The organism is Kitasatospora sp. NPDC054795 (genome assembly GCF_053611565.1).
The window spans coordinates 104,719-117,677 of the sequence record NZ_JBSHAP010000001.1 but is presented as its reverse complement, the minus strand read 5'-3'; the positions used below and the strand labels follow the sequence as shown (position 1 = coordinate 117,677).

At 72.5% G+C, this 12,959-nt stretch carries 11 protein-coding genes; 8 read left to right on the top strand and 3 right to left on the bottom strand.

The window, feature by feature from the left end:
• Positions 1-132 precede the first annotated feature (132 nt).
• Entirely contained in the window at positions 133-2,130 is a 1,998-nt protein-coding gene (locus ACWGJO_RS00525; protein WP_452181452.1) for a cholesterol oxidase substrate-binding domain-containing protein, read from the top strand.
• A 32-nt stretch (positions 2,131-2,162) separates the two neighbouring features.
• Here the strand turns inward: ACWGJO_RS00525 and ACWGJO_RS00520 are convergent, their stop codons facing one another.
• Positions 2,163-2,825, bottom strand: coding sequence for a helix-turn-helix domain-containing protein (locus ACWGJO_RS00520; RefSeq protein WP_452181451.1), 663 nt, complete (start codon positions 2,823-2,825; stop codon positions 2,163-2,165).
• 159 nt (positions 2,826-2,984) lie between these two features.
• On the opposite strand from ACWGJO_RS00520, the gene ACWGJO_RS00515 reads away from it, so the two are divergent.
• Positions 2,985-3,722, top strand: coding sequence for an AzlC family ABC transporter permease (locus ACWGJO_RS00515; RefSeq protein ID WP_452181450.1), 738 nt, complete (start codon positions 2,985-2,987; stop codon positions 3,720-3,722).
• A complete protein-coding gene (locus tag ACWGJO_RS00510) occupies positions 3,722-4,030 on the top strand; it encodes an AzlD domain-containing protein (RefSeq protein ID WP_452181499.1) in 309 nt (102 codons plus the stop codon). The genes ACWGJO_RS00515 and ACWGJO_RS00510 overlap by 1 nt, the downstream gene beginning before the upstream one ends.
• Positions 4,031-4,172: 142 nt before the next feature.
• Here ACWGJO_RS00510 and ACWGJO_RS00505 read toward each other — a convergent pair whose 3' ends face one another.
• Positions 4,173-4,499 carry a hypothetical protein gene (locus ACWGJO_RS00505; protein WP_452181449.1) on the bottom strand — a complete coding sequence of 109 codons (327 nt, stop codon included), beginning with the start codon at positions 4,497-4,499 and terminating at the stop codon, positions 4,173-4,175.
• A 173-nt stretch (positions 4,500-4,672) separates the two neighbouring features.
• Between ACWGJO_RS00505 and ACWGJO_RS00500 the strand changes: the two genes are divergently transcribed.
• The 5 genes from ACWGJO_RS00500 (at position 4,673) to ACWGJO_RS00480 (ending at position 10,237) form a co-directional block, all read left to right on the top strand.
• Entirely contained in the window at positions 4,673-5,860 is a 1,188-nt protein-coding gene (locus ACWGJO_RS00500; protein ID WP_452181448.1) for an acyl-CoA dehydrogenase family protein, read from the top strand.
• Between the two features lie 180 nt (positions 5,861-6,040).
• Positions 6,041-6,418, top strand: a complete 378-nt coding sequence (locus tag ACWGJO_RS00495; protein WP_359900454.1) for an ADP-ribosylation/crystallin J1 — start codon at positions 6,041-6,043, stop codon at positions 6,416-6,418.
• Positions 6,419-6,743: 325 nt separating this feature from the next.
• Positions 6,744-7,622, top strand: coding sequence for an alkaline phosphatase family protein (locus ACWGJO_RS00490; protein WP_452181447.1), 879 nt, complete (start codon positions 6,744-6,746; stop codon positions 7,620-7,622).
• Positions 7,623-8,123: 501 nt separating this feature from the next.
• Positions 8,124-8,606: a hypothetical protein gene (locus tag ACWGJO_RS00485; RefSeq protein ID WP_452181446.1), complete on the top strand. Its 483-nt coding sequence runs from the start codon at positions 8,124-8,126 to the stop codon at positions 8,604-8,606.
• Positions 8,607-8,902: 296 nt separating this feature from the next.
• The gene (locus ACWGJO_RS00480; protein WP_452181445.1) at positions 8,903-10,237 is read left to right on the top strand and encodes a multidrug effflux MFS transporter; all 1,335 of its coding nucleotides are present in this window, start codon (positions 8,903-8,905) and stop codon (positions 10,235-10,237) included.
• Positions 10,238-10,398: 161 nt separating this feature from the next.
• Here ACWGJO_RS00480 and ACWGJO_RS00475 read toward each other — a convergent pair whose 3' ends face one another.
• Positions 10,399-12,456, bottom strand: coding sequence for a glycosyl hydrolase family 18 protein (locus ACWGJO_RS00475; RefSeq protein WP_452181444.1), 2,058 nt, complete (start codon positions 12,454-12,456; stop codon positions 10,399-10,401).
• Between the last annotated feature and the right edge of the window lie 503 nt (positions 12,457-12,959).

Genomic DNA, 12,959 nt, shown 5'->3' with positions numbered 1-12,959 from the left:
GCCGGGCGGACTCCGGCCGGACCCGGATCGGCGCAGCTCGGCCCGGGGGACCAGGACGAGGGGGCGGACGGACGGATGACCACAGGACACGGCCCGACGGGCGGAAAGGGTGACGGAGCGGTACGGGAGGGGATGACCCCACTGAATACCCCGGTGGACGCCCCGGTGGACGCCCCGACCGACGCTCCGGCGAAGACCTCGGCGAGGACCGCCCCCGGTGGCCTCACCCGGCGGCAGCTGCTGGGTGCGTCGGCGGCGCTCGGCGGCGCGGCCTGGCTGCTGCGCGGCACCGTCGGCCCGGACAGTGCCGAGGCCGCCGCGCCGGTACCGCCCGCGCTGCCCCCCGGCACCGAGCTCTACCAGCGGGTCTTCCAGAACTGGTCCGGCGAGATCCGCACCGACCAGCTGTGGACCTGCGCGCCCCGCACCCCCGAGGAGGTCCCGGCCCTCGCCGACTGGGCGCACGCCAACGGCTGGCGGCTGCGCGCCTCCGGGTACCGGCACACCTGGGCACCGCTCACCGTCGCCGCCGGGACCCCGGAGAGCGCCAGGGTGCTGCTGGTGGACACCAGCCGGCACCTCACCGCGATCGGCGCCGACTCGCCCGACACCGTCCGGGTGCAGACCGGCGCCACCATGGAGGCCCTGCTCGCCCACCTCGCCGACCGCGGCCTCGGCCTGACCGCCTGCCCGGCCCCCGGCGAGATCACCGTAGGCGGTGTACTCGCCATCGGCGGCCACGGCACCGCCGTCCCGGCCGCAGGGGAGGTGCGACCGGAGGGGCACGGCTACGGATCGGTCAGCAACCAGGTCGTCCGGCTCACCGCCGTCGTCCTCGACCCGGCCACCGGCCGCTACACGCTGCGGACCTTCGACCGCTCCGAGGCCGACAGCGCCGCCTTCCTGGTCCACCTCGGCCGAGCCTTCCTGACCGAAGTGGTGCTGCGGGCCGGCGCCGACCGGCCGCTGCGCTGCGTCAGCCGACTCGACATCCCGGCGAGCGAGCTCTTCGCCCGCCCCGGGGCCGGAACGGGAACCGGAACAGGCGCCGGTACCGGGGCCGGTGCGGGTACCGGCGGGGGCGGGGGTCTCGGCGGAGTGCTCGGGGGAGTGCTGGGCGGTGTCCTCGGCGGTGTCCTCGGGAGCGGGGGAGGCCCGCGCACCCTCGCCGACTTCGTGGAACGCGACGGTCGGGTCGAGGCGATCTGGTTCGCCTACACCGAGTACCCCTGGCTCAAGACCTGGAGCGTCACCCCGAGCAAGCCGCTCGCCTCCCTGTCCGTCGACCACCCGTACAACTACCCGTTCTCGGACAGCCTTCCGGAACCGGTCGCCCGGCTCGCCGGCGAGATCGTCACCGGCGCCTGGGCCTCGGCCCCGCTGTTCGGCCAACTCCAGTACCTGGTCACGAAGGTGGGACTCACCGGTGACATCACCGAAGTCCTGCTCTCCGGCGCCCTGCTGCGCCGACTGCTCAGCGGCGAGGTGCTCACCCACCTGCTCGCGGGCGGACTGCGGTCCGACCTCTGGGGACCCTCGCGCACCCTGCTCCAGTACGTCCGCCCGACCACCCTGCGGGTCACCGCCAACGGCTACGCGATCCTCCTCAAGCGCGCCGACCTCCAGTGGGCGGTGAGTGAATTCGCCGCCTACTACCGGGAGTTGCTCGCCTCCTATCAGGCCCGGGGCGAGTTTCCGGTGAATGGCGCGGTGGAGATCCGGGTCACCGGCCTGGACGACCCGGCCTCCTCCGGCGTCCCCGGCGCCCGGCCCCCGCTGCTGTCCGCGCTGCGACCGCGCGCCGACCGACCGGAGTGGGACACGGCCGTCTGGCTGGACGTCCTCGCCTTCCCCGGAACCCCCGGACTGGAGCGCTTCGCGCGGGAGTTGGAGCAGTGGCTGCTGCGCACCTTCGACGGCTCCCGGGCGGGCCTGCGGGTCGAGTGGTCCAAGGGCTGGGCGTACACCGACGCCGCCGCCTGGTCCGATCCGGACCTGCTCGGCCGGGTCGTTCCGGACAGTCTGCGGGCGGGCGGCGGGCCCGGCTGGGACGAGGCGGTCGCCGTCCTGGACCGCCACGACCCGCACCGGGTCTTCGGAAATCCCTTCCTGGATGGGCTGTTGAAGTAGGAGGTGCCCCCTCTGTCAGAGCGGGCGAGTTGTCAGATGTGCTCCATGACGATCACTGCGAGGGTGTCCGGAGCCAGGGCGCGGAACACGTGCGGAGTGTCGCCCGGGTAGCTCACGTAGTCGCCCGGGCCCAGCTCCACCGGCGCCTCCGTCGGCCCGACCAGCGCCCGCCCGGCACCGATCAGCACGTGCTCGACGGTGCCGGGCATGTGTGGATCGGAGGCCCGGGGCTCACCCGGCTGAGCCTCGATCCGATAGATGTCGCGCCGGGCGTTGGGCGGGCAGGAGGAGAGCGCGGTGGCGGCGTAGTCGGCGCGCTCGGAGTGGGTCACCGGGCCCTCGCCGGCCCGGATCACCTTGACCACCGGGCGCGGCGGGTCGACGAGCCGGCTGAACGGCACGTTCAGTGCGACGCCGAGCGCCCAGAGCGTCTCCACGCTGGGGTTGCCCGCGCCGGACTCCAGCTGGGACAGCGTGGACTTGGCGATGCCCGCGCGCCGGGCCAGCTCGGCCATCGACAGTCCGCTGCGCTCGCGCTCGCGCCTGATCGAGGCGGCGATCTGGCCGATCAGCTCGCCGCCGCCGTTGGCGCCACTGCCGGCGCTGCCGCTGCTATCGCTGCTGCTGGAGCTGCCGGAGCTGCCGGAGCTGCCGGAACCGCCGGAGTCCGTGGCCGGGGTGATCTGGTCACTCATGCTCGCCACTCACGCTTCCTCCTGGCCCCTTCCATGGCCGCCGGTGCGGCCGATGTCGCCGTTCATGCTGCCACGGCCGGTCGCATCGGCCGCCGTTCGCCGAATCAGTCCGAGCGTTCGCCTTGACGAACGACGTCGAGTCGGTTCACTCTAATGAACATGCGTTCGCTACTTCGAACACTGGAGCGTGCCACCCTCCGGGACGTCGCCCTGGTCTGCCTGGCCGATGCCCTGGTCGGCGCGTCCTTCGGTGCGGTCGGCGTCTCCGGGGGCTTGCCCCTCTGGGTGCCGATCGCCCTCTCCGCCCTGGTCTTCGCCGGCGGCTCCCAGTTCGCGGCGGTCGGCGTGGTGCTCTCCGGCGGCGGCGCCCTCGCCGCGGTCGCCACCGGACTGGTGCTCAACGCCCGACTGCTGCCCTTCGGCTTCACCGTGGCCGACGTGTCCGACGGCCCGTGGTGGCGGCGGCTGGTGGGAGCACAACTGCTCACCGACGAGACCGCCGCCTTCGCCCTGCAGCAGAGCGATCCCCGTCGGCGCCGGGCCGTGTACTGGCTCTGCGGGGTCGCCCTGTTCGTGGCCTGGAACGTCTCGGTGCTGCTCGGCGCCCTCGCGGGCGGGCTGATCGGCGACACGGACGCGTTCGGCCTGGACGCGGCCTTCCCCGCGGTGCTGCTCGCGCTCGTCCTGCCCTCGCTCGCGGACCGCCGCACCCGTACGGCGGCGGTGGCGGGTGCGGTGGTCGCGGTCGCGGCGACCCCGTTCGTCCCCGCCGGGCTGCCGGTGCTGCTCGCCCTGGTCGGGCTGGTGTTCGCCGGTCGGCCGGCGGCTGGGGAGCCGGGTCGGAAGGCGGCGGACGGGCCGATCGCCGCGGACGCGGAGAAGGAGAAGGTCCGATGATGCCGCTGTACGCCGTTCTGCTGCTCGCGGCCGGAACGTACGCCTACCGACTGGCCGGGCCGTTGCTCGCCGGTCGTCTCGTCCTCTCGGAGCGGCTGCGGTACCTGCTGGCCGTCGCGGCGGCGGTGCTGCTGGTGGCCCTGGTCGCGACCGGCGCGCTGACCCAGGGGCACGGCTTCGCGGGGTGGGCCCGCCCGGCGGGCGTACTGGTCGCGGGAGTGCTCGCGTTGCGCCGGGCACCATTCCCGCTGGTGGTCGTGGCGGGTGCGGCGACCACGGCGCTGCTGCGGCTCTGCGGGGTGGGGTAACAGCTGACAGAGTTTGAAATCTGTCAGCTGTTATCCGTTATCCGTTATCTGTTATTCGTCGGCTGTCGGCCGTGATCCGTCGGCTGTGATCTGCGATCCGGTGCTCGTCGGCCGTCGTCCGTCGGCCGACGTCCGTTCGCCGTCAGCGGCCTTCCCCGGGCCCCTCGGCCAGTCGCTCCGCCTGCACCTCCGGCCGCTTGCTGTCCCACAGCAGCTCCCACACCTTGAACACGCAGTGGTAGTCGCGCATGCTCCCCTGGGCGATCAGCAGGTAGGTGTCCCCGTCGCGGAGCAGCGTCCGCCGTCGGCTGTTGAAGGGGTGCTCCGGGGTGTAGGAGGGGACGAGCCGCCTCAGCTCCTCGACGGCTTCCTCTCGGGCCCCCTCGACCTCGGCGAGTACCTTGCTCCCCCAGATCCGGTCCTGGCCCATGCCCACCGTCTCCTCGACGACCAGCGCCCAACGTGCCATGTCCTGCCCCGCCCCTTCCCCTCCGGTTCGCTTCTGCTCGGCCGTACGCGCCCTTGGGCGCGCCGTCGAACGTGTCGCCATCCTCACTCGTTCACGCCCGCCCACCACCCGGCCGGGTGCGGAATACTCGCCGGTATTCCGCCGGTGTCCCGCCGAGAGTACAAGGAGCTTCAGTGACGAAGCCGACCCGGATCGACCCGTCCGACCTGCTCGCCGTCGGCGATCTGCTCTCCGACGAGGAGCGGCTGATCCGCGACACCGTCCGCCGGTTCACCGAGGAGCGCATCCGCCCGCACATCGGCGAGTGGTTCGAGCGGGGGGTCTTCCCGGTTCGCGAACTCGCCCCCGAGCTCGGCGCCCTGGGCGTGCTCGGCATGCACCTCGACGGCTACGGCTGCGCCGGCGCCGACGCGGTGGCGTACGGGGTGGCCTGCATGGAGCTGGAGGCGGCCGACTCCGGGCTGCGCAGCTTCGTCTCCGTCCAGGGCTCACTCGCCATGCGCTCGATCCACGCCTTCGGCTCCGAGGAGCAGAAGCAGCGCTGGCTGCCCGGCATGGCCGCCGGTGAGCTGATCGGCTGCTTCGGCCTCACCGAGCCGGACTTCGGCTCGGACCCGGCCAACATGCGCACCCGGGCGGTGCGCAAGGGCGGTGAGGGTGGCGACTGGGTGCTGTCCGGCAGCAAGATGTGGATCACCAACGGCAGCATCGCCGACGTCGCCGTGGTCTGGGCGCAGACCGAAGAGGGGGTGCGCGGCTTCCTGGTCGAGCGCGGCGCCCGCGGCCTGACCACCACCGATGTGCACGGCAAGCTCTCGCTGCGTGCCTCCGTCACCAGCGAGCTGGCCTTCGACGACGTGGTGCTGCCCGCCGACGCCGCGCTGCCCGGGGTGGTCGGCCTGCGCGGACCTCTCTCCTCCCTCAACGAGGCCCGCTACGGGATCCTCTGGGGCACCGTCGGCGCCGCTCGCGACTGCTACACCTCCGCCCTGGACTACGCCAAGAGCCGGATCCAGTTCGACCGTCCGATCGCGGGCTTCCAGCTGACCCAGCAGAAGCTGGTCGAGATGATGCTGGAGGTCGAGAAGGCGTACCTGGTCGCCCTGCGGATCGGGCGGCTCAAGGAGCAGGGCGCCGCTCGCCCGCCGCACATCAGCTTCGGCAAGCTCAACAACGTCCGCACCGCTCTGGAGATCGCCCGCAGTGCCCGGACCGTCCTCGGGGCCAACGGCATCACCACCGAGTACCCGGTGCTGCGGCACGCCAACAACCTGGAATCGGTGCTCACCTACGAGGGCACCAACGAGATCCACACCCTGGTGCTCGGCGAGGCCATCACCGGCGAGTCCGCCTACCGCTGACGGCCGCCCGTCCGCCCCCGCCGCCTGCCGGCCTTCGTCGCATCTCCTCGCCCCTCGTCTCCGCTCGCGGCCCTCTGCCGCTCTCCCACTGCCCTCTACCGTTCCACTGCCCTCTGCGGCCCTCCGCGGCCCGGGAAAACCGGTGGCCGGGCCCGTCGTGGCCCGGCTACCGTCCCTGCCATGACCAGCCGTTTCGTCCCGACGCAGCCCCCGACCACCACCCTCTGGCGCCCTACCGGTCCCGAGGAGCTCGCCCTGGTCGAGGCCGCGGACCGGCGCGCCTGGCCGCCCCGCCTCCCCGAGCAGCCGATCTTCTACCCCGTCCTCAACGAGGACTACGCGATCCGGATCGCCCGGGACTGGAACGTGCCCGCCTCGGGCGTCGGCTACGTCACCCGCTTCGAGGTCGACACCGCCTTCCTCGCGCGCTACCCCGTTCAGCGGGCGGGCGGCCGGACGATCCTCGAACTCTGGGTGCCCGCAGAGGAGTTGGACGAGTTCAACCGGCACATCGTCGGCCGCATCGAGGTCGTCCACGAGTTCCGCCCGCAGCCGTGAGGCGGCCGCCCGCCGACAAGTCGCTGCCGCCCGCGGTCTACCCGGACAGCTCCAGGCTGCCGCGCACCGGACCCTCCTGACCCGCTCCCGGACGGCAGTCCTGGCACCCGTGCCCGCCCCCGGACGGCAGTCCTGGCACCCGTGCCCGCCCCCGGACTGCATCGGCGGAACTCGGCCCGGGGCGTGGGAACGCCCGTCCGACACTTCGTGGACACCTGACGTTCGGCGGTGGGACGCCGACCGGTACGGCGGTCGGTGAACCATGGCGCGGTCGGCGGCGCCCTCGGCGGGCGCGGCCGGGTGCGCACGACCGAAAGGAACCCCCATGTCCGCTGCCCAGTGGCCCCGCCCCCGCGTGCTCGTCGTCGGGATCGACGGTGTCCGCCACGATTTCCTGGCGCAGGTACCGATGCCCCGCCTGCAGGAGGTCGCCGAGGCCGGGTTCCTGGTGCCGGTCACCGTCGCGGACGGCACGCCCACCATGTCCGGGCCGTGCTGGGCCACCATCGTGACCGGCGTCGAGCCCGCCAAGCACGGGGTGTGGGGCAACCACCTGGCCGGCAACCGGCTCGACGTGTTCCCCGACTTCGCCACCCGCCTCGCCCGGGGCGACCGCCGCCGCACCTTCGTCGCGGCCGGCTGGGACCCGCTGATGATCAACGAGTCCGGCGGCCCGCTGTTCCGCGCCCCCGGCCGGCTCTCCTACGTGGCTCCCGCCGAGGACACCCCCGAGGCCTGGGAGGCGGTGGACGAGGAGGTCACCCGGGAGGCCGTCCACGTCCTCGGCACCGCCGACCCCGAGGCGTCCTTCGTGTACCTCGGCGCCGTCGACGAGACCGCCCACTTCCTGGGCTGCGGCGACGAGTACCGCGCGTCCATGCGCACCGCCGACGAGCGCCTCGGCCGCCTCCTCGACGCCGTCAGGGGCCGGGTGACGCACGCCGAGGAGCAGTGGACGGTCATCGTCGTCACCGACCACGGGCACGTGGACGCCGGCGGCCACGGTGGCCGTACGGCCGAGGAACGGACGGCCTGGGTGGCCTGCGCCGGGCACGGTATCCCGGCCGGCCCGCCCACCGGCGAGATCCGTCATCCGGACGTCGCCGCGCAGGTGTACGCCTCGCTGCTGCGTCCGATCGACCCGCACTGGACCCTCGACGGCCGCCCGTTCCCGGTCGCCCGGCCGGTACCGGCGGCGGTCTGAAACCGCGGAGGCCCGAAGCGGTGGTGGTCCGAGGCGGTGGCGGTCCGAAGCGGTGGTGGCCGGTGACCCGGCTGCAGCAGGCCGGGCTGCGGCCGCTCCGGGCTTGAGCAAGGCTCGATCGGGGCTCGGGCCGTTCTCGACCCGGGCGTGCCAACCTGAGCGCCGGAGCGGCACGGACCCGGCGACCGGCGGTGCCGAGGCCTGTGGCTCAGGGATCCGCGGGGCCGGAATCCGCAGGTCCGGAATCCGCGGGCCTCAGGGTCCCTGCCGGAGGACATACGCCTGAAGGTGGAGAAGCTACCCCGTGGGTCGGAGACAAGTTCGCGACCTGGTGGTGACGATCCGACGGGTCCGGACGGGCCACGATGGTTGCACCGGACGGCGGAGCGCGCCGACCGGGTCGGTGACGCGGACCTGAGCGGCCGCCGACAGCGAAGACGAGCGGCAGCGGCACGAGCGGCAACGGCCGCATCGGTCACGACACGGAGAGGGCAGTCGGGCATGAAGGGCATCGTGAGCAAGGTCGCGCTGGGAGTCGCGGGTACCGGCATGGCCGTCGCCGTGGCGGCTGTGGCAATCGGCCCGCGGGTGTCCGACTGGTACGACGAACACCACCAGCAGCAGGGCTCGTACGAGACCGGCACCCAGGCCAAGGCCGACCGGCGGTCGATGCCGACCTGGCTGCCCGACGACGCCTCCGGGGTGAAGTACCTGATCTCCACCACGGGCGACGACCGCCTGCTGCGCGCCACCCTCCCGGAGGGCCGGCTGCCCGCCGGCTGCACCGCCGGGCTGCCGGGCAAGAGCGCGCACCCGGTGCCGCAGGCGCTCAAGGCCGGCTGGTTCCCCGAGAGCGTCGCGACCAAGGCCACCGGCACCTGCGGGCACTACAATGTGGCCCTGACCGGCAACCAGCTCTATGCCTGGCAGGACGGTGCCGCGGTGCAGGCGGCGCTGCGCGCCGAGCACGTCGCCAAGCGCTGAGTCCGGCGACCGGCCCCGGGGGCGCCCGCCGACCGGGCAACGGGCCTCCCGACCACTGCTGAGGACTCTCCTCCCGGCCACTCCGGCCCGGGGAGCGGAAACGGAACGGAACGGCCCGCCGGGCACCGGAAGGTGCGGGCGGGCCGTCGACGTGTGCGGGCCGGGCCGGGCTGCGGGGCGACCGCCGGACGCACCCCCACGGCCGAACAGCGTGCACCCCCGCTGTCGGAACCGGCCCGGGCTGCGATAGGACGGAGCGCGAACGAACCCCGCGTCACCCGTCCGTAAGGAGAACCATGCCCGGCCCGACCGTCGGCCCCACCGACGACACGTCGACCGCTGCCGCTTCCGCTCCCGCCACCACGCCCGACCCCGCGTCCCTTGCCGCCCCGGCCCCGGCCCCGGCCCCCGCCACCGCCACCGGCCAGGCCCGGCCCGGCTGGGCAGTGATCGCCGCCCTCGGCGGGATCGCCGCGCTCGGCCCGCTCACCACCGACCTCTACCTCCCGGGCCTGCCCGCGATCGCCGACGACCTGGTCGCCCAGCCGGCCGCCGTCCAGCTCACCCTGACCTTCTCGATGCTCGGAGTCGCGGCCGGGCAGCTGCTCTTCGGGCCGCTCAGCGACCGTTACGGGCGCCGTCGGCCGCTGCTCGCGGGGCTCGTCCTCTACACCCTGGCCAGCGTGGCGTGCGTGTTCGCGCCGAACCTGACGGTGCTGATCGTCGGCCGCTTCGTCCAGGGCGCGGCCGGCTCCGCCGGGCTGGTGATCGGGCGCGCCGTCTCCCGGGACCGCTTCCAGGGCGTCGCGCTGCTGCGCTTCCTCGCCTCGATCGCCCTGATATCCGGGCTGGCGCCGATCCTCGCCCCGATCATCGGTGCGCAGCTGATGCGGTTCACCTCGTGGCGCGGCACCTTCGGCGTGCTCACGGCCCTCGGGTTGCTGCTCACCCTGGTCTCCTTCGGTGTGCTGCGCGAGACGCTGCCGCCGGAGACCCGGGACCGCGGCGGGGTCGGTGCGGCCCTGCGGACGATGGGGAGGCTGCTGCGCAACCTGCCGTTCCTCGGGCTGGCGCTGACCAGCTCCCTCGCCTTCGGGGCGCTCTTCGGCTACATCAGCGGGTCGTCGACGGTCCTCCAGGACGTGTACCAGGTCTCGCCGCAGACCTACAGCCTGCTGTTCGGGCTGAACTCGTTCTCGATCGTGGTGATGACCCAGGTGAACGGACGGGTGCTGGCGCCGCGCTTCACCCAGCGGGCGCTGATGCTGGGCAGCCTCGCGGCGGCGGTCGCCGCCGGGGCGGCGCTGGTGCTGCTGACGACGGTGTGGGACTTCGGGCTGGCCGGGTTCTGCCCGCCGCTGTTCGCGATGATGGGCAGCCTCGGGGTACTGCTGCCGAACACCGCCGCCCAGGCGCTCGGCCTGGTCGAGCCGCAGGTGGCGGGCACGGCGTCGGCGCTGCTGGGGACGGGCAACTTCCTGTGCGGCGCGGTGGTCGCACCGCTGAGCAGCCTCGGCGGTCGGCCGTCCGCCGTGCTGTTGGCGCTGGTGGTCCTGGTCTGCGGGGTGCTGGCGACGGTGGCGTACCTGGCGCTGTGCCGGCCGGAGCGGATGCGGGCGGCGGGCGGCTGACGGGCGAACAGCGGCGAACGGACGCCGACGAACGGACGACAGGGAACAGATAGCAGCGAACCAGTAACAGGGAACAGGGATCAGCGAACAGAAGACGGATGACAGCTGACAGAAAATGAAATCTGTCAGCTGTCATCCGTCATTCATCACCCGAAGCGGACTCAGGCGATGGAGAAGTCATCCCCGTACACGTTGCCCTGGCCGTACCAGCCGTGCAGGTACACGGTGACCGTGCCGTTGGCGCCGGTGGTGAAGGGGACGGACAGCTTGGTCCAGCCGGAGGAGCTGGTCCAGGCGCTGGCGGTGGCGCCGCCGCTGACGCCGACGTAGGCGTAGTTGCCCTGCACCCAGCCGCTCAGGGCGTAGCTGGTGTTGGGCTTCAGGGTGACGGTCTGCGAGCACTCGCCGGTCTGGCCGGCGGTGGCCGCCGCCTGGAGCGCCTTGGTGCCGGAGTGGACCGGGGTGGAGACCACGGCGCCGCCGCTCTGGCAGGTCCACGGGGTCAGGCTGCCGCTCTCCAGGTCACCGTTGACCAGGCCGGTCGTCGGGCCGGTTCCGGTGATGGTCAGGGTGTAGGCCGCGGTGTGGCTGCCGGAGGGGCCGGTGGCGGTGACGCCGAGCTGGTAGGTGCCCGGAGTCGCGGCCGAGGTGGTGCTGATGTTGAGTGTGGCGCTGTTTCCGGTGGTGACGCTGCCAGGGGTGACGGTGGTGTTGATGCCGATGGTCGGGACGCTGATGACCGAGAAGTTGACGGTCTGCGCCGAGCCCGCGGTGGTCGCCGTCGTGATGGTGGCGGAGGTGGAGGAACCGACCGCGACCGTACCGGAGTTCGGGTTCACGGCGACCGAGAAGTCGTTGCCGGGCTGGGTGCCGGTGACGTTCAGGGTGAAGGTGCCGGTGTGGCTGCCGGAGGCCGCCGAGCCGGTCACCGTGATCGGGTAACTCCCGGGCGTCACACTGGAGATGGTGCTGATGTTGAGCGTGGAGCTGTTGCCGGCGGTGACGCTGCCGGGGGTGACGGTGGCGGTGACGCCGGCCGGGGCTCCGCTGACCGTCAGGTTGACGCTCTGCGCCGAGCCCGCCGTCACGGCCGTCGAGACGGTCGCCGAGGTGGACGAACCGGCGGTGACGGTGGCGGAGTTCGGGCTGACCGACACCGAGAAGTCGTTGTTCACCGTCGAACCGCTGGTGAACGGCGCGAAGATGTGGCTGAAGTCCCAGGTGTTCTGGGCGATCCCGGAGCAGTTGTCGTTCCCGGCCGTGCCCGGGCAGCCGCCGTTGTCGCGCTGGAGCGCCCAGAAGGACAGCGTGTTGATGCCCTTGGAGACCGCCCAGTTGTACACGGTGTTGGCGTTGGCCAGGGTGAACGTCTCGGCCGGGCCGAAGTCGTCGACACCGATCATCTCGATGATCCCGATCGAACCCCACAGCTGGGCGGGGGTCTTGGACGGGTAGAGCTTGGCGAGCTGGTTGTAGAGGCCCTGCGCGGAGGTCTGGGTGTCGGCCGCCATGTCGTGGGTGGCATTGTCGTAGTAGTCGAAGGTCATCATGTTGACGACATCGATCCGCGCGTTGTTGCTGACCGCGTTCCGCAGCACCGCGAGGCCGCTGTCGGCCAGTCCGGAGGGGGTGGTCGGCAGCGTGTAGGAGAACTGGATGGTCCGGCCCTTGGTGGCCGCCCAGTCCTGGACGAGCTTGATGGCCTTGTTGCGGCGGTCGATCCCGCCGCTGTTGGTGAGCGAGTTGTCCTCGATGTCGAGGTCGATCCGGCTGACGTCGTAGGTGGTGATCACGTTCTCGAAAGCGGCCGCGATCTGGTTGACGTCGGTGCAGCTGTCGGCCAGCTCGGTGCCGGTGTTGTCGGCGGTGTAGCCGCCGAAGGACGGGATCACGTCCCCGCCGTTGGCGCGGATGGTCGCGATGTCGGTGCCGAAGGTGGAGGAGGACACCGGCTTGGAGGTGTCGCCGTTCCAGTACGGAGTGCAGGAGCCCTTGGTGGCGGCCTGGAGGAACGCCATGGTCAGGTGCTTGGCGCCGGACTGCGCGGCCAGCTGGGCCGGGCTCTGGCCGGTCCAGGACTCGAAGTAGGGGGCGAAGACCCGGCTGGGCAGCGGGGTGGCGGCCTGGGCGGAGCTCGTCCCGGCGGCGACCAGGCCGGCCGAGGCGGCCAGTGTGGCGCAGGCCGTCAATACGGCCTGGACTGTTCTGCGAAGGCGCATGGATTCTCCAACAGACTTGGTGGGGCAGGACGTTGGGGAGGTGCGGTCGGTCCGGGCAGGGCGGCCGAGTGAGGTCGGCCGCGATCCCGGGGCCGGGGCGGATATCGGGAGTGCGGGAGTGCGGGCGTGCGAACGCCCACCGACTCGCGCGGACGCGGGTGGCGTGCGCATACGCACCGAACGGAGCGGGGGTGGAGTGGAGCATGGCAGGGCAGTGCCTCAGCCGCCGGTGGTCACACCCCCACAGTGCATCCCGGTCGGATCGACATGCTTATGTTTGGACTAGACCACTGGTCTGTCAAGAGTCCTAACAGTTCGTCAGCACACGGTCCGCGTGGTGAAAGGGGGCGGGAGGAGGGCGGTGCTGGAGTCGGCGCTGGAGTCGGTGCCGGTGACGGCGAGAGGCCCCGAAACGAGAAGACCGTGGCCGCGCACCCCGGAAAGGGGCGCGGCCACGGCAGCCCGGCGCTCAGGACGCCGGGCGGTTCATGGTGTCGCGGATC